Here is a 24,092-nt window from a genome sequence, read left to right as displayed (position 1 = left end):
ATTGCCGGTCGTGCAGCATTTCACTTTCCAACGGATTATGCAAGTACGGATGGTGCGTGGCGGGCGTTGGACCTGAGGAGATGGTTTTAGGCGGATCAGGCGGGTGTTCGCCTGACGGCGAGACACTCCCTATGCAAATGTCAGCGATGGCGCCGCTTCAGCAAAGCCTTGCCGAGCAAGGTAAAGGCGCTATCCGGCAGGTCCTGTAACGTGTCTACCACGGCGGTCAAGGGATAGAACGACTCGACGGCATCGTTGAGGATACCGACGCCGACCAGCGCAACGCCTTGCATGCGCCATTCCTCCACCCGTCGCTTCAGGTCGGAACCCAGCAGGGCCGGGTCGCCGTCCGCGGTCGAGGGATAGCCGTCGGAGAACACCATCATCACGTGGCGTCGTTCGCGGCGGTCCATCAGTCGTGTTGCCGCCCAGCTAAGCGCTTCGCCGTCTGGATTTTCATGACCGCATTCGATGCAGGCGATGCCGGACAGGTTATGGGAATCAAAGCGCTTGTAGATTTGGAGATCCAATTTCTCGACGAAGCGGTTATACCCTTCCGGCTGATTTCCGGCGTCGCGCCAGCGGTGATAGAAATCGCGCATTTCCGGATCTTCCACCGAACAGTAGCCCAATACCTCGCATGCAAATCCAAGCCGCGTCACCGCGTCACTCAATGCCGCCACGCAGAGGCGCGCGAGCGCAATCTTGCTGGCGGCCATTGATCCGCTCCGGTCGACCAGCAGGGTGATCGCGGTATCGCGCGTGGGCATGAGGCGTCGGGTCTGGAACGGCGTGCGATATCCTGGGAATGCCGCAAACCGGAACAACGCCGCGCGATTGAGTTCGCCACGCTCCTGTTCGCTTCGCCAGTGCGTGGCTTCCTCGGACTGCAAGACGCGTTCGAGTGCTGCCCGTAACGGCGCGGTCTGCGCGCGCGCCGCATTGCGCAGTCGGCGCCAGGCCAGCGGGGCACCTTGCCCGGTTACATCGGTGACCGTATCGAAAGCCGTGGTGATCGGAATCGAGTGGTTCAACGGCATTGCTCCCGGCGGCGCGGAAGCACGGTCGGCAACATCGCCCGCCGACGGCGCCCTCGCTGATTCCGCCGAGTCGGCGAGCGCACCTGCCGCCGCGTCGCCAGCTTGTGGCGGCCGCGTTCTGTCTGCATCAGGCAAGGTGTCGCCCACGTCGTCATCCGATCCGTCCGCTGCGTCACCACCGCTGTCGCCGTCCGGGACGAACATCATCGCATTGACGCCATCGGTGTTCAGCGCACGGACGCGAGCGGCCAGAGCGAACGCAAAACGAATGCTGTCGAATGTCGATGACGCGGTACGCGCCGCGACAAGAATATCCGCGATGCCATCGAGAACCCGTCGGCTTTCCGCATCCGGATCATCGATGGTAGGGGTTGTCTGCCAGAGTGTTTGTTCGATGTGCCAGATTAAGCGTTGCCGCCAGGGCAGATCGGGCCAGCGTTGGCGCATCTGTCGTGCCTGCTCCGCCCGTGCCGCGGCGATGAAGCATCGCGCGCCAGGGTGACGCGCCGTCAGTCGCGCCGCGGTACGGTGATCGTCGAGAACCTGGGCTAGGCTGCGTAGCATCGGCGTGCGCAACGCATCGATTGCCGGCATGTCGCTGAAGCAGGCTCTGGCAGCGAGCTGATCGACATAGCCGATCATCGTCGCGAGCGATGCCCTCTCGTCGATCAATCGTGCCGGCAGCGTGATGTACCGGCCATCCCGCGACGCGCTGCCGGCAGTGAAGACGACCGTTGCGTCATTGACGCCAATCAGGGTGCGCGCCACCTTCGACAGGTGGTCGGCAAGCGCATGTTCTGACGTGAGCGGAGAATCAGGCATCGCCTTCGATATCGATGGCGATATGGTGCCGGATGATGCTGCCGATCAATGCGGCGTCCTCGGCATCCACCTTCGCATAGATCGTCGGTCCCGCCGCGATCTCCGGGTCGCCGGTACGCAACATCATCGCGGTCCAGTCAAGCAGCCGTCTCGTGGAGAAAGCGCTGCCGATGTCTTCGCGGATAAAAGCCGCCCGACAGTCCGCGGCGATGGCCGCAAGCGTGCGGGCCATGCCGTCGGACAGGCTGTTGAACGTCTGACGCAGTACGACGGCTTCGTCCTCGGGCGAGAGATAGTCGATCAGATAGACGCGCCAACGATCAAGAAATGCCTCGTTCATCAGGTTGGCCCCTTGATACAAGTGCCGGAAGCGGCTCATCGCACCAACGGCGTTGGCTGTGGCGAAAAGACGGAATGCAGGATGCGGCGCGATGATCTCGTTGCCTTTCTCCTTCAGCATCAGGTTGCCACCCGGTTCCAGCACCGCGGTCAGGACAGAGAGGATGGCCGGCTCCGCGAAATCGATCTCGTCGATGATCAGCCACAGGCCTTGTCGCATCGCGATGGGCAGCACACCATCGACCCATACCGTCTCGCCGCCCTTGACGGTCCAGAAGCCGACAAAATCGCCTACGCTCGTCTGGCCGTTCATATTGGCGCGCAGCACCCCTTGCTTGCAACGTGCCGCGGCCTGTTCGATCAGGCTTGTCTTGCCGGTGCCGGTATGGCCGATCAACATGATGCGCCGATTCTCGTTGACGTCTCGCAGCACGTCGTCCGAGCGTGCGGCGAACAGATAGGCATTGTTGACGGGAGGCACCAAGGGACCGCCCGTGCCGGTCGGCACCACCACGTGGCCGATGGTCACGCCAGCGCGATCGTTCGCGCGCTCCACGGCGTGCAAGCGTGCTGCCGCGTCACGGAGATCCGGCATGAAAGTGGGATGCGAAAAAGACGATGTATCGCGATCGACAGTGCGTTTGACGAATCCCTCGCGTTGCCATTTGTTGAGCTTCGCGTGTAGATTATCGAGATCGACGACGGTGTCCACCTTGACCGATTGTCCGGGTAGCCCATGCTGTATTCGGTAAAGATTCGGACGATCGGAGCGGGAGACATGCCAGCGTCCCGCACCCTCATTGCCCGGATGTGCATATTCTCCGAGTAATGCGTCGTCGGGTGCAAGAAGGGAAGCGGACGGAGAATGGCGAATAGTCATGGCCGAAAGGCGTGAGATGTGTGCTGCATGCCGGCAGAAGGTTGATCTGGCATTGGACGCGTGTCCAGCAGCAATTGCATGAAGGCAAGGTCGAGCCAGACGCCGAATTTGGTGCCGACTTCTTTCATGTGGCCCACTTGCACGAATCCCAATTTCTCGTGCAAGCGCACCGAACCTTTGTTGTTCGCTTCGATCGCCGCGACCATGATGTGCTTGCCGAGCGCTTGCGCACGGCAGATCAGTGCGTCCATTAATGTTTTGCCAATGCCTTGGCCGCGCTGATCGCTCCGGACGTATACCGAATGTTCGACCGTATAGCGATATCCATCGAATGCGCGCCAATCGCCGAACGAGGCATAACCTAGAACGGTATTGTGTTCATCCACGGCAACCAATACCGGATAGCCGGTTTCTCGACGAGACGTGAGCCATGCGGCGCGATTAGCCACATCTACCGTCACATCGTTCCAGATCGCTGTGGTGTGTTCCACGGCGTGGTTATAAATAGCCGTAATGCCTTCGAGGTGTTCGGCGGCGGCATCGCGAACGTTCATGTAAATCTCCCGTGTTGATCGGCATCATGATACCTAGCGTATCGAAGCTGCATACGAAAATGCGCCTGGACTGCCCGGGAATAGCTCATGCAAAAAGCGAATTTAGGCCAACATCGGTGTCAGGTCCGGATCGCCTTTGGCCATTGCACGCCGATACGCGGGGCGCTCGCCCATCCGTTGCAAATAGGTGCGAATGGCGGGATAGGGCGCGAGATCGATCGGATAAAACAAGCGCATGGTCGTCAGCGAAAAGACGGTCATGATGTCGGCTGCGGTGAACGCGTCGCCTGCGAGACAAGCATTTCGGGACAGATGGTCATTCATCAGCGCCAGCACTTTTGCAAGGCGTTCCTGCGTTGCCTTGATGGTCGGGTGATCGTTGGCGAGACCGCAGCGTTCGGCAGTCAACGCGCGCATGATCACGGGTTGCAGATTGCCGTTTGCAAAGTGGAACCAGTAGAGATACGGCGCGAAACCAGGGTGATCGGGCCCATGCTGCAACCTTCCATTGCCGAATTTAGCCAGAATATACTCGACGATTGCAGCCGACTCCGCAAGTATCAGGCCGTTGGTTTCCAACAGCGGTGATGCTCCCAGCGGATGCAAGGCTTTCAATTCCGGCGGGGATAGACGGGTAATCGGGTCACGTGTGTATTTTTCAATCTCGTACGGCACGTCGAGTTCTTCGCAGAGCCAGAGTATGCGCTCGGATTGAGAGTGGCCGAGGTGGTGGATTTTCAACATCGGAGGCTCCTGGTCGATACCGTTATTTCAGCGTAACGGCAAAATCGTCAAGCTGTGTGATCATCGCGTTACATCCATCATGCAAGCCAAGCTTTTCGTGCCGTTCACGTGCCGCTTCGTCCAGAAGCAGCACGCGCGCAACGTAGCGGGTGCCACTGCCTTCGTCGGCCATCGTGATGCTCCTGTCAGGATCGTTTCGAGACTATCGCAAAAAACCAGGGTGGGTAGAAAAGTTTCCGCGCGGCCCATAGTGAAAAAGGCACATTGGCATGTTTGTCGTGCCGGCCAATAAGGCGCCGCCGCTGTCATTGCCGCAACGGCTGAGTGGGCGTGGTGGAAGCGATTGGATGATTGTTCCATGGGCTCTCGTCTTGCAGGCCGAACAATTCGCGCACCCTTTTTTGAATCTCTGCGTTAATCTCGGTCTTCAACTGACGCTTGCGCAAGGTGCGCGTGCGGTGCTTGCTGCGAATGGCGTCAAGAGGTTTTTCCAAAGCGCCCGGAACGACTACGAAATAGCCGTTATCAGTGTGAATTGCACCGGCTTCCTGCCACATCGCATCGTAATTCAAGGAGATTTTCTCGCCAGCATAGCCCATCGCGGCTTGGCCGTCGGACGACACGCCAACGATATAGCCAATGCCCATCGCTTGCGCCAGGGCTTTCGACGCAACCAGCAACATCGCGTTGGGCACGATTTCGCCATTGGACTTTGCCGCCATGCGGATCTGCTCGCGGCAGTCGACGCCCCCTTGTACACCGCCGATGAAGATCACTTCGCCGTGCGGCAAATTGATGTCGCGGCCGCGCAAGAACGAGAACGTCAGCGTGCACAATGTCAGATCACCCATCGTAAAACGCAGTTGGCTTTCGCCTTCCATCGGCGAAAGCGCTGACTGTTCGACGACGATGTTGAAGGCATGTCCCAGTGCTTCGTCACGGCGCTCCCATAGCGTCGCACCGGTGGTCCATCGTGCACCGAGGCGAGGATCGGTGATTTTGCGCGTCAGGAATCCATAGTGATGCATTAAAATCTGGCGACGTGCCTCGGTGTTCATGAATTCCGAGAGATAGACGCCAAGATATTTCAGGTCGATCAATTTATCATCTGACGCAACACCGGCTTGCCGCGCCATGCGGATGACATGCAAATATTCGGCATGCTCGGCGCGATGTGACACGAAATGCAGCAATTGCCTTGTACGTTTGACGAGCTTGCGAGGCGAATTCAACAACCGGGCCAGCATGACATTTTCCCTGGGATGCGTGTTGCGTTCTTATTCTCATTGTTTATCGCGGCGCTTCTGATAAAGCAACGATTTTCTTAAAAGGGTACCGTTACCTTATTTTCTTTCGGTAAAAACGTAAATGCTTGTCAAAAAAGAAAATCAAATGCCTCGACAGCACAAGGCCGCGTCGATTATCCATAGACGTAATTCATTGGTCAATGACGGGATTGGTGCCGTGATTTTTGGCAGCCGATTTAAGCGTGCACCTGCAAAACACGTCTCATTAAGATATTGGGGAAGCGTGGCATGTATCCGGTGCGTGTATTGCGGATTGCCGTTTCCGAAGTTTTCGCGAATGGAGTGGAAAAACGTGATGACCAAACTCGTGTCGAAATGGCGATTGTTCGCTACGCCGAACTATGCCATTTCGTGATGCCAATGCCTGTGGCATCACAGGTTTTCTTCCAGTGCCTTACGCTGCGTTTCGAGTTGCATGATCACACGCTGTAATACACGCTCCGCCAAGGCGGAGCGTTCCACAAAGCGGCAACTAATCACGTAGCGAATTTCGCCTGTCTCCGAAGTTGCCTGCCTTGGTGCGATAATTTCCAGGTTGACGCTCAGTGAACCGAAATGCCCCAACTCGAGCGCCACATCGTGAAGTACGCTACCAATTTCGAGTCCGCTGAATCGCGCTTCATAGGTCCGCAGTGCAACGCCGCCGAGTGATAAGTCTTGCAATTCAAGCCTGAAAGCGCCACCGGCGGCAGCCGGACCGTGCGCCACGAAGGGATCCGCCACCGGCGTTGGTACGCGAAAATATTCCCGGCGTTGCACATAGAACAGTGTCTCCGGGAATCGTGCTTCAAATGCAGGCCGCCCGTCGAGTCGTACTTTCGACGCGGCGCCCGTCGTGAAATGGGTGTGAAGCGCCCCAGGCAAGCTTCGGAACGTCAATTCGTCGGCTTTGAGCAAAGCTTCGTTGTCGGCTTCCAAAGTGCCGTAGTCAAACATGAAAGTCCCGTTGCGCGGGTCAACCGCGAGCACGTGCGCGACGTACTGTCGTTCCGCGAATTCCACCGTCATGCGGTCGCGTCGCGACATCAGTGTGCGCAAGGACATGGAAATCTGCAACGGATCACGCTGCTCGTAGTCCGGGCCTATATCCTGCGACGGATCGGTTGCGTCAGGGCCGGGGACGGAATCGGTAGTCATCGTGAGGTCGGTGTGTTCATGGGGCTTACCTGTTAACGGCAGCGCGCCGGCATTCCTTGATAGAAACCGTTTTCTTGCGTGCCAGATTGCTTCATCGCGTCAAAAGGCGCAATATTATTGCGCATAAATACAAACGTTCGAATTATTTGATGGAAATTCGCGGAATTTGTGAGAAGGATGCCGTGCCGTTGCGATGCTCATGAGCACCAGGTGCGTTCTTGGCGCCACCGCATGCACTTAAAGAGCGAGCGTACGACGAGCGGGGATGGGCAAAATCGCTTACGCGACAGGTCGGCGTACCATCGCGAGCAATATACCGAAGCTGACCATCATTGCGCCGCTGGCGCGATTTAGCCAACGGAAACCTTTCGGATGCTTCGCAAGGGAGCGCAGTCGTGCGCCAATAGCCGCATATATGGCAATCGCAACCCACTCCAACGCCAAAAACGTCGCACCGATGACGGTAAAGCTGCTCGCGTAATGCGTACGGTCGACAAATTGCGGCAGGAACGCAGTGAAAATCAGGATGGCTTTCGGGTTGCCTGCCGCCACGTAGAACTCCTGCTTGAAATCCTGGGACAAAGTTCTCTGTGTGTGGTGTGATGACGCGGTTGCGGCAAGCATGTCTATCGGCCGCGAGCGCAGCAACCTGATGCCGATCCATATCAAGTACGCCGCGCCTCCCAGTTTCAAGATGGTAAAGAGCGTCGCCGAGGCAAGTAACAGGGTGCTCAGCCCCAGGCCGGTAATGGTGATCATCACCGTGAATGCCAACAACCGGCCTGATGATGCCCACACCGCGTGCATGATGCCGCTACGCGCGCCGTTCGAAACCGACAGGACATTGTTCGGTCCGAACGACATGTTCAGCGCAAAGCAGGCAGGGAGGAAGAAAAGCCAGGCATGAAACGACATCGGTGCACCCGTCGCGGTATGGTGATCCGGCTATTTTACAAAGGTCGGCCGAGTGGGGCGGGAAAGTGCACGGCGCCCCCTGTTGGCTAGGCTGAATAGTCGAACCTGCCGATCGCTTCGAAATGGAACCGCCATCGCGGTGGTAAACTCGGAGCGATCATCGCAATCGGGCGATGATCGCGTTTGCGTCTTGATTTCGACGAAATTTCGGGTGCTCCAGTCGCATGCGCGGTGGATCTCCCGACCATCACTGGAAAATGAGCCAATATCTCGAGGTACCGTTCCGGGAAAAAGACGCCGCGAAAGCGCTTGGCGCCCGCTGGGATGGGAGTGCCAAGAAATGGTACGTCCCGGACGGCACGGCACTCGCGCCCTTCCAGGCTTGGTTACCCGCGTCGTCAGCCGCTGCGGGCGACCTTGTCGACGCGGCTTTGGATACCCTGCCTGGAGATGAGTCCGCCTCGCGTGATCTCGCCGTGCCGGAGAAGGGCATTCGGCTTTCGCAACTCCTGGCTGGCGTCTCCCAACTCGTTGCCAATGCCTATAAAGCGCCGGTGTGGACCATGGTTGAAGTCATCGAGGTCAGCAGTCGTGGCGGACATGTGTACCTCGACCTCTCGGAGCGTACATCGGAAGGCCGGGTCCTTGCGCGCGCACGCGGCATGATCTGGGCGAGCGTTGCACGGGCGATCCTGCCGGAATTCGAGCGGGTTACCGGCGCGACGCTCGCACCGGGCATCAAACTCCTGGTTCGCGGCAGGCCGGTCTTCAAGCCTGAATTTGGCTTCAGTATCGAAGTCGACGCAATCGACCCCGAATATACATTGGGCGACCTCGAAGCACGAAAACGGGAAATTCGCGCGCGCTTGCAGAAGGAGGGCATTTACGAAGCAAACCGCGCGTTGCCCGGTGTGTGGGACTTTAACGCGGTTCTGGTCGTTGCACCAGAGTCTGCCGCCGGTCTAGGCGACTTCCAGGCCGAGGCAAAACGTCTGGAAAGCCATGCGGTCTGCCGCTTTGTTTATGTCCATAGCCGATTTCAGGGGGAAGGGGCGGCACAGCAGATACGTAAGGCGCTGTTGGACGGTTTGGCGACATGGCATGACGCAAACGTGTCGCCCCCCGATGCGGTAGTGATTATCCGTGGTGGTGGCGCGGTAAATGATCTCGCCTGGCTCAACGATTATGAACTGGCGCAAACGGTTTGCACGTTGTCGATTCCTGTGTTGACCGGCCTGGGACATGAGCGTGACAGTACGATCCTCGACGAAGTGGCCAATCATGCGTACGACACGCCTAGTAAAGTCGCCGCCGGCATCGAGCAGACCGTCCGGCAGCGGGTTGCGGAAGTGCATTATCATTTTCAGCTTGTCGTCGATCGCGCCATGAGTGCCACCCGGGCGGCGGACGCCGTTGTCGAGCGCCAGTTCACGGCAACGCGGGCGGGTGCGGATCGGCAGATCGCCGCGGCGCGGCAAGCCACATCGGCCGTCTTGAGTGAAGTGCGATGGCAAGCCGGCAAGACGGTTCAAGCGGCAAAGTTCGCCGATCGGCAATTAATTAACGCAGTGGCTGATCGCGCCCGCACGCTGGTGGCTCACGCCAAGCAGCAGGTGCCCACGATGTTTGTGGATATCACCGTGAATGCAACGAAGACCGTGGCCCGATCGCATGAACAAGCGCGTTCGCAATATGAGGCGGTTTGTGATGTCACTGGCGCGGCAACGCGGCGGCGACGTGAAGCGCTCCAGTCGAGCATGCAGGATATCGGACGCGCGGCGCGGCGCACCGTCATACAAGCAAAAACGGACGTGGCATCGCACTTTCAGTCGGTCGTGGGAATGGGGCCAAACCGGACGCTGCAGCGTGGTTTCGCAATCGTGCGCGACAACGCGGATGCAACCGTGACGTCAGCGGCGCAAGCGGCGATCAAAAATGATCTCGAAATAGAATTCCGCGACGGCCGTATTGCCGTGCATATCATCAGGAAAGCAGGAAAAAATGGCTGAGCAAACTTTCAAGAGCGCCTATGGCATCCTCAAAAAGCACGCTGATGCGTTGCGTACTCAGCAGGAGCCCAACATTGACGATTTGCTGTCGATCGTGAACGAGTCGGTGGAAGCGTATAAGGTCTGCAAGGCTCGGATCGATGCCGTGGAGGCGGCGTTGGAACAGGCGCTTCGCGAGGGGGCCTACGAGGAAAGCGCAGAAATGACCCCGGTGGCGGCATCCGCGGACGAGCGTGACGACGACGTGCCCTTCTGAAAACATCGAACGCCAGCGTCGCTGCGCGCCAGGGCGATGCTGAAAAAGCTTGCTGCCTGGCGCGGCTTGCGGTCAATACACTTCCGGCACGATCATCGACGCGGGAACCGGCTGGCGGATATAGTCGTCATGGTGTTCGCGCGGGGGCAACGCGATCGTAGGGTGCGCAACGCCGTGGTAGGGGACCTGCGTCAGCAAATGTTGAATGCAGTTCAAGCGTGCGCGCTTCTTGTCCACCGCTTGCACAACCCACCAAGGCGCTTCCGGGATATGCGAACGCTGCAGCATGACTTCCTTTGCCTGCGTATAAGCCTCCCATCGGCGCCGGCTTTCCAGATCCATGGGACTCAGCTTCCATTGCTTTAACGGGTCGTGAATACGTGTCTGGAAGCGTACCTCTTGTTCCTCATCGGTAATCGAGAACCAATACTTGACAATCTGGATGCCGCTGCGCACCAGCATTTTCTCGAATTCAGGGACCGACCGGAAGAATTCTTCGTACTCGTCGTCCGTGCAAAAACCCATTACACGCTCTACGCCCGCGCGGTTGTACCAGCTTCGATCGAACAGCACCATTTCACCACCGGCCGGCAAGTGCGTCGCGTATCGCTGGAAGTACCACTGCGTTCTTTCGCGATTGTTCGGCGCAGGAAGCGCGGCAACGCGACAGACGCGTGGATTGAGTCGCTGGGTAATGCGCTTGATCGCACCACCTTTGCCTGCCGCATCGCGGCCCTCGAAAATCACGACCAGACGATGCCCGGTGGCCACGATCCAATCCTGCAGTTTCACGAGTTCACCCTGCAGGCGATACAGTTCGCGGAAATAGCTTTTCCGCGCATTCCGCGCTTCAAGATCGAGTTGCGCGTCCCCCTCGAGAATGCGATCGTCGATCTCCATTTCGAGCTCTTCATCGTAGGCGTCGATCATTTCCTCGTGAAAGCGATTGAGCCGTTCGCGAAAATAGTCGGATTCTTCGCTGGACCGATCACTCATTCCTGCTCTCCCAAAATAGCGGTATTGATTCTACGATTTTCAGCTCGGCGTATGGCAAACGCATGTATGTGCGCGTCAGATATTGCGTGCCCGGACCCGAAACACCGATTGAACGCAGTGTCGCGTGACAGGTCATGAAACGGCTTTTGTCGGCGAATTCCTTATTTTCAGGCTGATTCCGGCCGAAAAGCATCGAATTTTGTGTATTTTAAGAAAATTAGTCAAAAATCGCACACGGTGTCCGATTGTTAGCGGTCCAGGCTTGGACTCACGAAGCCGCTAAAGTGGTATGGGTGATTCGCGCCCTCGACCACGTCACATGTATCCAGCGCATGTCGTCAACCGTATTTCAGCGCGGTGACGGTCTCCACGCTAGCTCATGGACCCCGCGATTGACGCAGTTACTTGCGTGGCGATGAAAAACGCGGCCTTCTGCCGCGCGTGTTCACCATGGGTTTTTCCGATTCGTTAACACAACAATTCTTATCCGATTCGTAAGATTTCTATTGGAATCTTAAAATATCGTCGTTACAATCGCGAACGATTCTTATTCCGATAACACCTGTAATCATTAACCGATCGATATGTCTAACCGGATCACGCACTCGGGGATGCGCGTGCAGCGCACCGCAATTCCACGGGCCATCGGCCGCTTCTTGATTGGGGCGCTCAGTGCCGCGACGGTTCCGGCAATTGCGCATGCGCAGGCTACGGTATCGCAGAATACAACGTCATCGACGGTGGACTCGGCCTTGCCGGCGGTATCCGTAAAAGCGAGCGTGGAACCGGGCGCACAGCCACCGGCGTATGCGGGCGGCCAGCTCGCCAGCGGTGGCAGCATCGGCATATTGGGTAGGGCAAAGGTCATCAACCAGCCGTTCAGCGTGGCCAACTACACGGAGCAGTTTATTCAGGACACGCAGGCCCGCACGATCGGTGATGTGGTGATCAATAACGCGTCGGTGCGTACCGAGCAAAGCAGCGGAGGTTTTGGCGATGCCTTCCAGATTCGGGGATTCGATGTCTCCGCGAACGATGTGGCATTGAATGGCTTATATGGCATGGTGTCCACTGCGCGCATGCCGGTAAACCTGCTGGATCGTATCGAAGTGTTGCAGGGGCCGGGTTCGCTGATGTATGGGATGGGTCCGTCCGGCAGCGTGGGGGGCGCGATCAATATCGTAACCAAGCGCGCCGACGACGTGCCGTTGACGCGTGTCACCGCACTCTATCAATCAAAGGGGCAGTTTGGCACCGAGGTGGACGTGGGGCGCCGTTTTGGCGATCAGGATCAATGGGGCATCCGGGTCAACGGCGCGTACAAGGATGGGCAGACCGGTATCGCGCATGGCAATCAAAGCCAAGGTGATGGTTCTGTTGCGTTGGATTATCGCGGCCGGAAACTACGATGGTGGCTCGATGCGTATAACAGCTCGGAAAACACCGATCAGTATCGGTCACAGATCGGCTTTGGTCTCGCGACGGCGTTGCCAACGTCGCCGTCCGCCTACAGCAACCTGTATCCGGGGAATAAGCTGAAATTGCGCGATACGGCGGTCATGACGCGTGCCGAATACGACATCAATCAATATGTCACGCTGTATGGCGCTGTCGGTGAGCACTACGGCACGTCGGACCAGAACTTTCCGTACACGCCTGGCGTGCACAACGACGGTAATTTCTCTGTCTACAACGGCTACTACGACGAATACAACCGTACGCGCACCGTCGATGTGGGCGCACGCTTCCACTTCGATACCTTTGGCGTGAAGCATACATTGGTCGCCGGGGTGACATCGCTCAATGAAGAGCAGGGGTATTTTTATGCCTTGTCCGCCACCAGCGCCGCGTCGAGCATCTACAATCCGTCGCCACTCCCGGCGATGACCGTTGCTCGCGATGAGCCGCAGCGCAACAGTCATACCCGTTTGTTCAGCGAGCAACTGGTCGATACGATCTCCCTCTGGAATGATCGGCTTTTGATCACGGGCGGCTTCCGACATCAAACGATCGGTTCCGATACGTATGACACTACGTCGGGGGCACAAACCGCCAGCTACACGAAGGAGGCCATCTCGCCATTGGCCGGCATCGTCTTCAAGCCGCTGTCATATGTCTCCGTATATGGCAACTTCACATCGGGATTGACGGACGGCGGTAGCGCACCGGCCTATGCGGCGAATGCGAACCAGGCGTTTGCACCGTACAAGTCGAACCAGTATGAGGCGGGTGTCAAGGCCGACTGGGGGCGTGTCATGACGACTGTGTCAATCTTCCAGATAGCACAGCCGAATTACACCACCAACGCGGTTACCAATGTCTATGGCCAGGAAGGCAAGAAGCAGGTGCGCGGCTTGGAATTGTCCGCATATGGCCAAGCATTCCGCAACCTGCGGCTGATGGCGAGCGCCACGTTCTATGATGCCAAGCTCAAGGATGTCACCGATGGCAGCGCGTATGGCGACCACGCCACGAATGTCCCGTCGTTCACATTCAATTTCGGTGCGGATTATGACCTGCCGTGGGTACAGGGCTTGAGCGTCAATGCACGGATTATCCACAACGGCGCGCAGTACTATAACGGTGCGGCCGAATTCCGCATTCCTGCCTGGACTCGTTATGACATGGGTGCCCGCTATCGCACACAGATCGCGCGAAAGAAGGTCGTGTTCCGCGGCAATATCGAAAATCTGTTTGGTAGTCGCTATTGGCTGCAACAAGGGACCTATCTGACGACGGCCGCACCCCGTACGCTGTTCCTGTCGGCGCAGGTCGATTTCTGAGATAAAAAGCGGAGCACGCTTGATGCCGACGACTGTCCCGTCGACTTCATAGCAGCGTCATGCGCCCGTGCGCCGTTGCCGCTTCCGTTCAACGGGCGTGTCGGGGCCGAATGTCGATCGATTCGTCATCACTAGGCGCGCACCCTGGCATTCCGGGTATCGGCCGCTCGCGCGAATGCAACGAACGATGCAAGATAGTCGATCGATGCGTCTGCTTCCCGCATTCCCAGAAATATCTGCTTGGCGATGCCATGCTCGCCCAGCTTGACCGCGGTCACGGCCATTCTGTCCGCGTATTCTTCGGCAAGCCAGCGCGGTAATGCCGCCACGCCACGGCCGTTTGCGACCATTTGCAATTGAATATCCGTCGTTTCGATGGTCTTGTGACGATGCGGCGTGATGCCGGCCGGCCTCAGGAACTGGTTATAGATGTCGAGGCGGTCCGTTTCAACCGGATAGGTAATCAGCGTCTCGTCGCGCAATGCCTCTGGCTCGATATGATCGACCCCTGCAAGCCGGTGCGTATCGGCAACGACCAACACCTGCTCGTAATCGAAAACGGGTTCGAAGCGCAGCCCGGGTCGGATCAAAGGATCCGGCGTGACGAGCATATCGATGTCATAGCCAAGCAAGGCGCCGATGCCGCCGAACTGGAAGCGCTGTTTCACGTCGACATCCACGTCAGGCCAACGCGTCAGGTATGGCGACACGATGTTCAACAGCCATTGGTAGCAAGGGTGGCATTCCATGCCAATCCGTAATGTCCCACGCTCGCCTTTAGCGAACTGCCGCATGCGTATTTCCGCGTGCTCGAATTGCGGCAACAAACGTTCAGCGAGTGCCAATAGGTACTGCCCCGCTTGTGTCAGTCGCAAGCTTCTCCCTTCTCTATCCCAGATCGGCGTGCCAAGTTGCTGTTCGATCTTCTTGACTGTATGACTCAGTGCCGACTGGGTCAAATGCAAGACGCTGGCGGCGGCGGTCAGCGAGCCCTGACGTTCGACCTCCCGAATGATGACGAGATGAAATCGATCCAGCATGGCCGTGTGCATCCCTATCGATGAAAATTATTAATGAATGAATGAAATAATGCCATTATATTTCATCGATGCAAATCCCTATCATCATCTTCAGCGCGAAATCAGCGACTCCTCTACCTCTTTCAGGATGCCAGTGTCATGGTGATGACTCACAATCTCGGATTCCCTCGTATCGGTGCAAAACGTGAACTCAAGTTCGGACTCGAACGTTATTGGGCGGGCACGTCGTCGCGCGATGATTTGCTGGCATTAGGCGCTCGGTTGCGTGAGCGCCACTGGAAAGACCAGGAGCGACTCGATCTTTTGCCGGTGGGCGATTTCGCGTTCTACGATCAAGTCTTGGACATGAGTTTTACGCTGGGTAACTTGCCGGGCCGGGTGCGGCACTTCCATGGCGATGCGCTCGACAACTATTTTCGCGTGGCTCGGGGGCGTTCCGCGCAAAGCGTCGACGCACATCTCGCATGCGATGGGGTTGCCGCCGGGGAAATGACAAAATGGTTTGATACCAATTATCACTTCATTGTTCCGGAATTCCATCGGCACACGACATTTGAACTGGATGCGTCGCGACTGGTCACGCAGCTTGCCGAAGCGCGTGCGCAAGGGCGAAAAAGCAAGCCGGTCATCATTGGACCACTTACCTATCTATGGCTCGGAAAAGCGAAGGACGATTCGGATAAGCTGGCCCTGCTGGCGCGGCTTTTGCCGATCTATTCGGCCTTGCTGGATACCCTTGCCCGGGAAGGCGTTGAGTGGGTACAGATCGACGAGCCGGCATTGGTCATGGATCTCGACCCGCAATGGCAACGCGCTTACATCAGGGCCTACGATGTGCTGCAGACATCAAGCGTCAAGCTGCTTCTCGCGACGTACTTTGGCCCGTTGCAAGACAATCTCGACCTTGCCGCGGGACTACCTGTCGACGGGATTCATATCGACGCCATCAATGCCGCCGAAGAGGTGCCGATACTATCTCAAAAAATGTCGGCACCCCGCGTGCTGTCCGTCGGCGTGATAAACGGTCGAAATATCTGGAAGACCGACCTGGAAGCCGCGCTGGCATGGCTCGAGCCATTGGCGCGACAACGTGGCGCGGCGTTGTGGTTGGCGCCGTCTTGTTCTTTGTTGCATGTGCCTGTCGACCTCGACAGTGAAGTGGCGCTCGAGCCGGACATCAAGGCGTGGTTGGCGTTTGCGCTGCAGAAGCTCGATGAATTGAACATTTTAGCGATCGCGTTGAAGGAGGGACGGGATAAGGTGGCCGAGGCGCTCGCTGAAAATGCCGACGCCATGGCGCGGCGGCGCCACTCGCCGCGCGTCAACAATCCCGTGGTCAAGGCGGCAATCGCCGATATTGATGTCACGCTGGGCCAGCGGAAAAGCCCTTATCCCGCCCGCGCAGCGAGACAATCCGCGTTGCTGCAACTGCCACCGTTTCCCACGACGACGATTGGTTCATTTCCCCAGACGCCGGAGATCCGGCAGGCACGCAGCGAATACAAGCGCGGCGCACTCGACGAGACGCGCTATCGTGATGCAATGCGTGCCGAGATCGCGCGCAGTGTGCGCGAGCAGGAAGCATTGGGCCTGGACGTGCTCGTGCACGGTGAAGCAGAGCGCAACGACATGGTCGAATATTTCGGTGAGCAGTTGGACGGTTATGCGTTCAGTCAGTTCGGCTGGGTACAATCCTACGGCTCACGTTGTGTGAAACCCCCTATTCTGTTCGGAGACATCAGCCGGCCGAAGCCGATGACCGTGGAGTGGATACGATACGCACAATCACTGACGTCACGGCCGATGAAAGGCATGTTGACGGGCCCAGTGACCATATTGAATTGGTCTTTTGTTCGCGATGACCAACCGCGTTCGGTGTCGTGTTACCAGCTGGCGCTGGCGATTCGCGATGAAGTCCGTGATCTTGAGAAAGCAGGTGTACGGATCATTCAAATCGACGAAGCGGCGTTGCGGGAAGGTCTCCCATTACGCCGTTCGCAATGGGATCACTATCTGCGATGGGCCGTTGAGGCGTTTCGCATCGCGGCAAATGGTGTCAACGACGAAACGCAGATTCATACGCATATGTGCTATTCAGAGTTCAACGACATCATCGCATCGATCGCCGACATGGATGCGGATGTCATCACCATCGAGACATCACGCTCGGACATGGAATTATTGGATGCGTTCGATCATTACCAGTATCCGAATGAAATCGGGCCTGGTGTGTATGACATTCACTCCCCCAATATCCCTACCGAGGCGCATATCGTCGCGTTGATGCAGAAGGCGGCAACGCGTATTCCCGCGCAGCGATTGTGGATCAATCCAGACTGCGGCCTGAAAACACGTCAGTGGGCGGAAGTCATTCCGGCACTGAGAAACATGGTGGCTGCAGCGAAGACGTTGCGTGCCACGGTGCAGTAACCCAGGCGGCATGGGTTGTTGGCAGGCCATGTCCGGACAAAGCATGACGTTGGCGGAGGAACGCATGGCGGATGGCGTCCGACTCGCTTCCTTCGCGCGCCAGTCCGCCGCTTCGATCAGACTGGCACGGTGCCGCGATCGTGTCTTCCCGCGATCCAGTTATCGAACAACCATGTCAATAACAATGTCAGGCCGAGCAGGGGGAAAAGAATCCCAAGCCCGGCCAAGCCGACGATCCAGGCCCGCATCGCCGGGACACTGGCAGGACGGGCAGGGGCGGCCAGTTGCCCTGTTGGGCGACGTTTCAACCATAGCCAAAAGCCACTGAGCGCCAGCGCCATGATGCTGAGAGAGATGGCGGTGCAAAGCAGTTGATTGGCCAGGCCGAAGACACGGCCCATATGCAAGCTGGTGCCGTATGAGACGGCTGCGCCCATGAAGCCATAATCGCGAAAGCCGATATCCTTCAGCACGCGTCCGTCGTAGCGGTCGATGTGCAAGGTGCGCTCGTCGCGAGGATCAAGGGCAAAGTAGGTCACCGTATAAACGTCGGTCGGCCGTTTCGGCAGCACGATCTGATAGCCGCTTGTTACGTGATGCGCCGCCGCCAATGCGACAACGCGATCGATGGAAATCGACGGTGCGTTTTCCGCTGCCGTCGTGGGAACAGGCAATGCGCCTACGGCCCATGGCAGTTGTTTCACGGGCAAATCGTCCATGACCATGCCCGGCATGACGTCCGAGTGCGCGTCAGGTTGGCGAGCGGCAGACGGCGCTGCACCGGGTGGCAGGGAATGAACGCTCTGGGGCGCATAGGTGTCGAGTGGATAGCCGACCCTGGCGGTGGTCACCACTTGCTTGAACCACTTGCCCCAGGTACTGGTCCAGGGCAGTCCGGAGAGGACGAAGGCGAGGGCCCCCATCACGACCCAGGCACCCAGTGCCATATGTGCGTCGCGCCACCAGGCGCGTCCGGTGCGGCGCTTGTCCGGCCATAAACGGGCGGGCTGTCTTGATGACGGCCACCACATGGCAACGCCAGTGCCCAACATCACCAGCGTCCAGCATCCGACCAGTTCCATGACGATCTCGCCTGGCTTGCCTAACAGCAAGCCGCGATGGATCATCCGCACTTGTTGCGTGAAGCGATGTTCGACGCTGAGACGGCCCAGTATCGCACCCGTATACGGATTAACGAATACGCTTTCTTTTTCGCCGTTCGCGAGCTTGAACCGATATTCGACCGAACGGTCGGGGGCGCTTTCAACGGATAACGTGGTGGCGACTGCCCGACTTGGTTCGGCGTTTTTCGCCTTATCGAGCAAGATGTCATAACTCAGCCGTGGTCCCGTCGACACCGGTACGACGAACAGATCGCGATGCAACAACCGGTCGATCTGCGGCTGGAAGCAATACAGGATGCCTGTAACCGCGAGTACCACCAGGAAGGGCATGACGAACAAGCCCGCATAGAAATGCCAGCGCCACAGCATCCTATAGCGTGCGGCGGCTTGCGCATCGTCACCACGTGGCATCGGGGAAGGGTGGGTTAGCTGCATGTTGTGCCTCTCTCATCAATACGGTACGGGAGTTCGCATTGCCGGGTCCGGGTAGGATACGCCTGTGCCAAGAATGCGAACCTAGCCTGAGCGCGTCTCAAAATCGGTAGTCCAGCAACAACTCGAAGCGTCGATCGTTCCCGAGCAAGTACTGCGTCTCGTTGTAATAGGCGCTTTGCACATAGCGTCGATTCAATATGTTGTAGCCGCGCAGCGTGATTGTCGTATCGCGACGTGCTTGCCATGCCAGGCCGAGATCGACAGTCGTGTACGACGGCATGCTGTATTGGTTTGCGCTATCGGCGTAACGTTTTCCGGCAAACTTCAATCCTGCAATGGCGGTCCACGCTGGCTTGAAGCGATATCGCAACCAGAGATTGCCCAGTCGTTGTGGCACACCCGCCGGGACGTTGCCAGCCTGCGATACAAGCGCGCCATTGATATTGGCTGCGTAGTCGTCGTATTTCGCGCGCAGCAGCGATACGTTGGCATCGACATGAAGGTTGCGCGTGATATCGGCACCGACCGTCGCCTCCACGCCCCGGGACGATTGCTGACCGATTTGTATCGAATTGTCGGGGTTCGCGGGATCGGGGGACACCAAGTTGTTCTTGACGATCCGATAGGCTGCCAGTGTCGCCTCCGCGCGGCCGTCAAGGAAGATCTGCTTGATGCCGACTTCAATCTGTTTACCCGTGCCCAACTTGTATTGGGCACTGGTGGCGTTCAGCATCAGCAGTGAACTGACGGGATCAGCGGCTTCGGCATATTGCGCATAGAGGGCCGTATTCTCGGTCAAGTCAAAGACAGACCCCACACGCCAGCCGGTGTTGGCGACAACTTTCGAGAAACCCCCGCCGTTGACGAGGTCGATCCGATTGATTGAAGCATGGTCATAGCGGACGCCACCAATCACGGACCAACGGGATGTCAGGTCCAGCCGATCTTCCGCGAACAGGGCGAATGCGTTCGATTGCGATCGGTATTTCGGTTTCGTGCCCGGAATATTGATGAACAGTCCTGGATCGAAATCGTATGCATCAACGGTCGACGTACCGGAATACGGTGAGTTGTTGTCGTGCTGGAACGTGGTGTGATTGATGTCGAAGCCGACGGCCACCCGATTCTTCAGTCCACCGATATCATGTGTCAGCGTGGCGGACGTGGTATTGCCGATCTGTTCCTGGTCGTGGAAGATCTCCGTGTAGTCTCCGCGGGCGATCTGCCCGCTGGATGGCACGTAGCTGTAGTCTTCGACATCCCGCCAGTGGCGATTGCTTTTCATTCTGTAAAACGTACTTGAAATGCGCAGCGCATCACTGGGGCGCCATTGCGCTGCCAGCGTGGCCCAGCTGTCGCGGTAGGAGATCACGCTGTCGGCTACGTTGTAATTCTTGTTGTATAGCGACCGGTCCAACGTGCCATTGACCAGTGGAATACCGAAATAGCGCATGGGATGTTGATATCCTTGCGCGTAGGATGCAGTGACATCCAATGTGGGCGTGATGTCATAGCGTACGGCGGCGGAGAATGACAGGTCCTTGCTGTTACCGCGATCTACCCAGTTGTCGGAGCGATTGCCGCTGACATCGAGTCGATAAGACAGTTTATCGTTGATGGCGCCGCCGCTGCCGAACGCCACGCGTGCGGTCTTTTCCGTACCAACACCAAGCCGTATTTCATTTTCAATCGGCCCTTGCGTTGGTTTTTTTGGCACGATGTTCACAATGCCGCCAATCGCCCCTTCGCCGTATATTACCGAGGCGGGGCCACGTAGGACGTCAATATAGTCGACGGACCAGGTGTCGAATGGATAGGTCACGCCAATCGCCCCGTATGGCTTTACGCCGTCGAACAACTGTGTGACTGAACTGCTGCCGATGAAGCCGCGCGCCGCCAGCTCACTGCCGCCGTTTCCAGGATGTGGCGATTCGCTGAAACCGGCGGCCCGGCTGACTGCGTCGGTGATGTTTTCATCACCTCGCGTTCGAAGCGTCTGTTGATCAATACGCTCGATGCTTGCTGGCGTTTCAAATATCGAAAGGCCCAGATTGGAGCCGGTGCTCGTGGTGCGATCGAGCGTGGTCTCGCGTACGGCCTTTACCGAAACCGCAGGCAATGCGCTTGTATCCCATCGATGCGTCGAGTCACTTGGGATATCGGTCGATTTTTGCACTGCTCCGTCCACCGAGGACGGAAAAGTGTTCGCCTGCGCGAGCGCATTTTGGGCCATGTATAGCGTTGCCAGCAGACCGATGATCTTCAGTCGTCGTGCGAGAAAAGTAGAGCGAAAGGGCGGCGGGACCCAGGGGCCGTATGCCGAGCGCATCGGCATGTCGCGTCGAGAAAACATGAAAAATAGCGTAATGGATACTGTTGTCGTTCATCAATGGCAACATGCGATCCTTTGTCGAAGACGAGTCGCCCCATGGCGCGAACAGAATTTCTGGTATGCGCCGCATCGTCACGCGTACGTGCCTCTCGACAAGTGCGAGAAACGAAAAGCCAGCCGGAAAACGTCGGCACGAGCGTCGACGTGCCTGGCGCGCAATGCGCCTGGCAGGCAAATCAGGGCGAACGGATTATCAAGCGGGATGCGGGGGAAAGGGCGGCGCGCGGCTAAGCGGCAGTGAGAAAGGCAAGGGCGTGCGGATGACAACTCGAACGAATCGATTACGCACGCGTCGGATGGTCGGCAACGCGACCATCAGCAAAAGCGCGACAAACAGTGCGCCAATGCCGGTCAGCAAGGCCGCGCTAAATGCACAGATATTGCTTACGGACGTGGTGCCATGCATCGGCATGCTGTCTGACATTGCGCCGGGAATGAGCGTTGACGAGCGGTCTGAATCCGTCGATGTGACGGTGGACATCGGCATTGGCATCGACATGTCCATTGCCATGTCGGTGTGACTTGCCGCCCTGTCATCCGGCATGGGCGGCAAGTGGTCGTTCGGGTCTTTCGCGGTCGCCGGAAACATCGGGCCAAAGCCGGAGCAGATGACCAGCCCGAAACTACCCGCTGGCGCGTTCATGTCGAACATGACGGCACCGCAGAGCAGTCCGCGGCATAGCATTACCAGTACGGCGCCCCATCGAAGCAGACGCGCACGGTAGCTATTGCCACGGCAAAGGGACAGAACAGGGAACATAACCCCGCATTCTATCCTTTTTGAGACGATGATTACCGTCTATTTCCGCGATTACAAAGATGGCGTGCTGCGTTGGGGCGGGATACGGCGGCCAAGGATTCGCCGCGCCGCGATGCGCTGAAGTGCTAAGCATTGCTGCGCGAGTACCCCGTTTCCGTAGTATCGGCCTGGCTGGCCACCTGTGCGCAACTGATCGCGTATACCGGTTGGCTCGATCGTTTTCGTCCAGACAGCTGTTCGAAACAGCATGTCCCACCATGGCAGCAGCACGCCGAAATTACAGCCGTAGTGCATGCCTTCATGGCCATAGCCTATGGCGTGGTGCCGGCGATGGAATGCCGGACTGACGATAACGCGCTCCAGCACCGATCCATACGGCAACCGGGCATTGATATGTTGCACGCTCTGCATGAAATTGCCTACGGCGACCAGCACGACGAATTGTGCCGGCTCGACGCCGATAAACAGAGAAATAAGTGCGAAGAACGCCGCTTGCAGGAAGGTATCGAGGATATGATTGCGGTCGTCATTCCAGAACGACATTTGACGCTGGCTGTGGTGCACCGCGTGCAATTCCCACCATACGCCGAACTTATGCTGCCAGCGGTGATACCAATAGCCGGCAAAATCCAGAATGACGAGATAGAGGCAGAATGAAACCAATGGCTGATCGGTCAGGCCGGGCCACAGCGCATCGATGTCGATATTCGGAATGCCATACAGCGTGATCAAGCTTTGCCAATGGAAGAAAAGTGGTTGAAACAGAACGAAGAACGCCAGGTTGAGCAATCCCAGCTTGGCAATCCACGTGTACACCACGTCGGCGTGCAGCGCTTTGCGTTCCGCCCAATGCTCTACCGGTCGCCACGCTTCCAGCGGACGTAATACCGCGTAGGTCAGCAGTACCTGGATTGCGCCGACGATGACCATGTACAACGCGTCATAGGTGTCCTCGTCGTAACCCATCAATCCAAAGCGGAAGAACAGCGGCTGCACTACGTGCTCGTATAGTTGCGTCTGCAGAAACGATACCGCTGTATCCGCGAGCGTCAGGATGTGGTCGATCATGTCCGCCTCAATCGGGATTCGGGGACAGGATCGGCGCGCGATCCGCCAGGAAAATACCGTGTGGCGATCGACCGACGCGGATGGTATCGATCAACTGCCGCGTGCCGAGGTCGATGATGCCCACGTGTTTGGCGAATCGGAACGTCACCCACAGATAGCGGTGATCGGATGTCAATTCCATGTCGTCCGGTCCGGGCAACAGGCCGGTGATATCTCCGGCGTTGGTCAGCGTGTTGTAATCGATCAGGCTGATCGTATTGGCAACGCGATTCGATACCGCGACGTGCGAGCCATCGTCCAGATAGCGGAAATTATGTGCCCCCCGCCCGGTGTGGATGCGTTTTACAATCTGGCGATTCCGCCAATCGACTACTGCCACATCATCCTCGCCGGTCATGCCGACCAGCAGGTAGCGATCCTGGGGAGTCATCCACAGCCCGGCCGGTTGCGTGCCGACGGGCATGCGCCACAAGATCGTCTGCGTTGGCAGGTCAATCGCCGCCAATTCACCGGAATCCTGCAACGTGACGAAGACGGTCCGGTTGTCGGATGCAAAGGTCAGGTGACTGGGCGTCATGCCAATGGGAATGCGCTTGACAAGGGTCACGTCGGTGCCGTCGTAGCGATAGATATCCACGCGGTTTATCCGCAGGGCGGCGGTGACGAACCACTTGTGATCAGGGGAAAAGCCGAGTTGATACGGGTCCTCGATATGTGGAATCGTGCGTTGGATGTCGCCAGTATGCGGGTCGACGAGCATCAGATTATTGGATACCGAGTTCGCCACCATCAGAGATCGGCCATCGGGTGTGACCATCAGGTGGTGCGGCTCCTTTCCGGTCGCGATATTGCCAACGACGGTTCGGGTGGCGGGATCAATCAGTGTCAACTGCGCTTGCGCGGAGTCAAGGACAATGACGCGATCCGTGGCGCCAGCCCGTCCGGCGAGGCAGAGACTCGTGACGATCACGGTGACGAGGGCATGACAGACACGGTTCAGCGGCATGGATGATCACGTTGGCGGACAAGACACGCCGACGCGGCGTGCTGTGTGATCGTAA

Annotated in this window: 19 protein-coding genes; 4 read left to right on the top strand and 15 right to left on the bottom strand. The window is 57.8% G+C overall.

Going from position 1 to position 24,092, the window contains the following annotated elements; genetic code table 11:
• Window positions 1–140: 140 nt before the first annotated feature.
• From WM40_RS10410 to WM40_RS10370, 8 genes are all read right to left on the bottom strand, one after another.
• Entirely contained in the window at window positions 141–1,862 is a 1,722-nt protein-coding gene (locus WM40_RS10410; protein ID WP_024903849.1) for a cobaltochelatase CobT-related protein, read from the bottom strand.
• Window positions 1,855–3,081, bottom strand: a complete 1,227-nt coding sequence (locus WM40_RS10405) for an AAA family ATPase (RefSeq protein WP_024903850.1) — start codon at window positions 3,079–3,081, stop codon at window positions 1,855–1,857. Before WM40_RS10405 ends, WM40_RS10410 begins: the two co-directional genes overlap by 8 nt.
• Window positions 3,078–3,635, bottom strand: a complete 558-nt coding sequence (locus WM40_RS10400; RefSeq protein ID WP_024903851.1) for a GNAT family N-acetyltransferase — start codon at window positions 3,633–3,635, stop codon at window positions 3,078–3,080. The genes WM40_RS10405 and WM40_RS10400 overlap by 4 nt, the downstream gene beginning before the upstream one ends.
• Before the next feature lie 102 nt (window positions 3,636–3,737).
• On the bottom strand, window positions 3,738–4,379 hold the full coding sequence (locus WM40_RS10395) for a glutathione S-transferase family protein (RefSeq protein ID WP_024903852.1): 642 nt from the start codon (window positions 4,377–4,379) through the stop codon (window positions 3,738–3,740).
• A gap of 22 nt (window positions 4,380–4,401) precedes the next feature.
• Entirely contained in the window at window positions 4,402–4,551 is a 150-nt protein-coding gene (locus WM40_RS30070) for an SRPBCC family protein (RefSeq protein ID WP_157685064.1), read from the bottom strand.
• Between the two features lie 133 nt (window positions 4,552–4,684).
• On the bottom strand, window positions 4,685–5,626 hold the full coding sequence (locus WM40_RS10385; protein WP_024903853.1) for a DUF535 family protein: 942 nt from the start codon (window positions 5,624–5,626) through the stop codon (window positions 4,685–4,687).
• A 432-nt stretch (window positions 5,627–6,058) separates the two neighbouring features.
• Complete coding sequence (locus WM40_RS10375) at window positions 6,059–6,823, bottom strand: flagellar brake protein (protein WP_024903854.1); 765 nt, start codon at window positions 6,821–6,823, stop codon at window positions 6,059–6,061.
• A 279-nt stretch (window positions 6,824–7,102) separates the two neighbouring features.
• Window positions 7,103–7,738, bottom strand: coding sequence for a LysE family translocator (locus tag WM40_RS10370; protein WP_024903855.1), 636 nt, complete (start codon window positions 7,736–7,738; stop codon window positions 7,103–7,105).
• 257 nt (window positions 7,739–7,995) lie between these two features.
• Here WM40_RS10370 and WM40_RS10365 point away from each other — a divergent pair, with 257 nt between their 5' ends.
• Together WM40_RS10365 and xseB are read left to right on the top strand one after the other, a co-directional pair.
• A complete protein-coding gene (locus WM40_RS10365) occupies window positions 7,996–9,747 on the top strand; it encodes an exodeoxyribonuclease VII large subunit (protein WP_046152807.1) in 1,752 nt (583 codons plus the stop codon).
• Entirely contained in the window at window positions 9,740–10,003 is a 264-nt protein-coding gene (gene xseB / locus WM40_RS10360) for an exodeoxyribonuclease VII small subunit (protein ID WP_024903857.1), read from the top strand. Before WM40_RS10365 ends, xseB begins: the two co-directional genes overlap by 8 nt.
• A gap of 72 nt (window positions 10,004–10,075) precedes the next feature.
• Here xseB and ppk2 read toward each other — a convergent pair whose 3' ends face one another.
• Window positions 10,076–10,999 carry a polyphosphate kinase 2 gene (gene ppk2 / locus WM40_RS10355; protein WP_024903858.1) on the bottom strand — a complete coding sequence of 308 codons (924 nt, stop codon included), beginning with the start codon at window positions 10,997–10,999 and terminating at the stop codon, window positions 10,076–10,078.
• 584 nt (window positions 11,000–11,583) lie between these two features.
• Here ppk2 and WM40_RS10345 point away from each other — a divergent pair.
• Entirely contained in the window at window positions 11,584–13,782 is a 2,199-nt protein-coding gene (locus WM40_RS10345; RefSeq protein ID WP_046152806.1) for a TonB-dependent receptor, read from the top strand.
• Window positions 13,783–13,913: 131 nt separating this feature from the next.
• On the opposite strand, the gene WM40_RS10340 is transcribed toward WM40_RS10345, so the two are convergent.
• Window positions 13,914–14,822 carry a LysR family transcriptional regulator gene (locus WM40_RS10340; protein WP_024903861.1) on the bottom strand — a complete coding sequence of 303 codons (909 nt, stop codon included), beginning with the start codon at window positions 14,820–14,822 and terminating at the stop codon, window positions 13,914–13,916.
• Window positions 14,823–14,960: 138 nt separating this feature from the next.
• On the opposite strand from WM40_RS10340, the gene metE reads away from it, so the two are divergent.
• Complete coding sequence (gene metE / locus WM40_RS10335) at window positions 14,961–17,252, top strand: 5-methyltetrahydropteroyltriglutamate--homocysteine S-methyltransferase (RefSeq protein ID WP_046152805.1); 2,292 nt, start codon at window positions 14,961–14,963, stop codon at window positions 17,250–17,252.
• A 116-nt stretch (window positions 17,253–17,368) separates the two neighbouring features.
• On the opposite strand, the gene WM40_RS10330 is transcribed toward metE, so the two are convergent.
• From WM40_RS10330 to WM40_RS10305, 5 genes are all read right to left on the bottom strand, one after another.
• Window positions 17,369–18,811 carry a PepSY-associated TM helix domain-containing protein gene (locus WM40_RS10330; protein WP_236693461.1) on the bottom strand — a complete coding sequence of 481 codons (1,443 nt, stop codon included), beginning with the start codon at window positions 18,809–18,811 and terminating at the stop codon, window positions 17,369–17,371.
• Between the two features lie 97 nt (window positions 18,812–18,908).
• Window positions 18,909–21,164 (bottom strand): TonB-dependent receptor, encoded by a 2,256-nt coding sequence (locus WM40_RS10325; protein WP_236693460.1) that lies wholly within the window; start codon window positions 21,162–21,164, stop codon window positions 18,909–18,911.
• A gap of 232 nt (window positions 21,165–21,396) precedes the next feature.
• Window positions 21,397–21,855: a hypothetical protein gene (locus WM40_RS30065; protein ID WP_157685065.1), complete on the bottom strand. Its 459-nt coding sequence runs from the start codon at window positions 21,853–21,855 to the stop codon at window positions 21,397–21,399.
• 159 nt (window positions 21,856–22,014) lie between these two features.
• Window positions 22,015–23,031, bottom strand: coding sequence for a sterol desaturase family protein (locus WM40_RS10310; protein ID WP_024903868.1), 1,017 nt, complete (start codon window positions 23,029–23,031; stop codon window positions 22,015–22,017).
• A 7-nt stretch (window positions 23,032–23,038) separates the two neighbouring features.
• On the bottom strand, window positions 23,039–24,037 hold the full coding sequence (locus WM40_RS10305; protein ID WP_024903869.1) for a YVTN family beta-propeller repeat protein: 999 nt from the start codon (window positions 24,035–24,037) through the stop codon (window positions 23,039–23,041).
• Between the last annotated feature and the right edge of the window lie 55 nt (window positions 24,038–24,092).

It is taken from the genome of Robbsia andropogonis (assembly GCF_000970345.1).
GTDB lineage: Bacteria > Pseudomonadota > Gammaproteobacteria > Burkholderiales > Burkholderiaceae > Robbsia > Robbsia andropogonis.
This window is presented reverse-complemented; position numbering and strand designations above follow the sequence as displayed.

Excerpts from the sequence above, each read along its gene's own strand:
- WM40_RS10410 (WP_024903849.1), bottom strand. The coding sequence starts at position 1,862 with ATGCCTGATTCTCCGCTCACGTCAGAACATGCGCTTGCCGACCACCTG.
- WM40_RS10405 (WP_024903850.1), bottom strand. The coding sequence starts at position 3,081 with ATGACTATTCGCCATTCTCCGTCCGCTTCCCTTCTTGCACCCGACGAC.
- WM40_RS10400 (WP_024903851.1), bottom strand. The coding sequence starts at position 3,635 with ATGAACGTTCGCGATGCCGCCGCCGAACACCTCGAAGGCATTACGGCT.
- WM40_RS10395 (WP_024903852.1), bottom strand. The coding sequence starts at position 4,379 with ATGTTGAAAATCCACCACCTCGGCCACTCTCAATCCGAGCGCATACTC.
- WM40_RS30070 (WP_157685064.1), bottom strand. The coding sequence starts at position 4,551 with ATGGCCGACGAAGGCAGTGGCACCCGCTACGTTGCGCGCGTGCTGCTT.
- WM40_RS10385 (WP_024903853.1), bottom strand. The coding sequence starts at position 5,626 with ATGCTGGCCCGGTTGTTGAATTCGCCTCGCAAGCTCGTCAAACGTACA.
- WM40_RS10375 (WP_024903854.1), bottom strand. The coding sequence starts at position 6,823 with ATGACTACCGATTCCGTCCCCGGCCCTGACGCAACCGATCCGTCGCAG.
- WM40_RS10370 (WP_024903855.1), bottom strand. The coding sequence starts at position 7,738 with ATGTCGTTTCATGCCTGGCTTTTCTTCCTCCCTGCCTGCTTTGCGCTG.
- WM40_RS10365 (WP_046152807.1), top strand. The coding sequence starts at position 7,996 with ATGAGCCAATATCTCGAGGTACCGTTCCGGGAAAAAGACGCCGCGAAA.
- xseB (WP_024903857.1), top strand. The coding sequence starts at position 9,740 with ATGGCTGAGCAAACTTTCAAGAGCGCCTATGGCATCCTCAAAAAGCAC.
- ppk2 (WP_024903858.1), bottom strand. The coding sequence starts at position 10,999 with ATGAGTGATCGGTCCAGCGAAGAATCCGACTATTTTCGCGAACGGCTC.
- WM40_RS10345 (WP_046152806.1), top strand. The coding sequence starts at position 11,584 with ATGTCTAACCGGATCACGCACTCGGGGATGCGCGTGCAGCGCACCGCA.
- WM40_RS10340 (WP_024903861.1), bottom strand. The coding sequence starts at position 14,822 with ATGCTGGATCGATTTCATCTCGTCATCATTCGGGAGGTCGAACGTCAG.
- metE (WP_046152805.1), top strand. The coding sequence starts at position 14,961 with ATGGTGATGACTCACAATCTCGGATTCCCTCGTATCGGTGCAAAACGT.
- WM40_RS10330 (WP_236693461.1), bottom strand. The coding sequence starts at position 18,811 with ATGCAGCTAACCCACCCTTCCCCGATGCCACGTGGTGACGATGCGCAA.
- WM40_RS10325 (WP_236693460.1), bottom strand. The coding sequence starts at position 21,164 with ATGTTTTCTCGACGCGACATGCCGATGCGCTCGGCATACGGCCCCTGG.
- WM40_RS30065 (WP_157685065.1), bottom strand. The coding sequence starts at position 21,855 with ATGTTCGACATGAACGCGCCAGCGGGTAGTTTCGGGCTGGTCATCTGC.
- WM40_RS10310 (WP_024903868.1), bottom strand. The coding sequence starts at position 23,031 with ATGATCGACCACATCCTGACGCTCGCGGATACAGCGGTATCGTTTCTG.
- WM40_RS10305 (WP_024903869.1), bottom strand. The coding sequence starts at position 24,037 with ATGCCGCTGAACCGTGTCTGTCATGCCCTCGTCACCGTGATCGTCACG.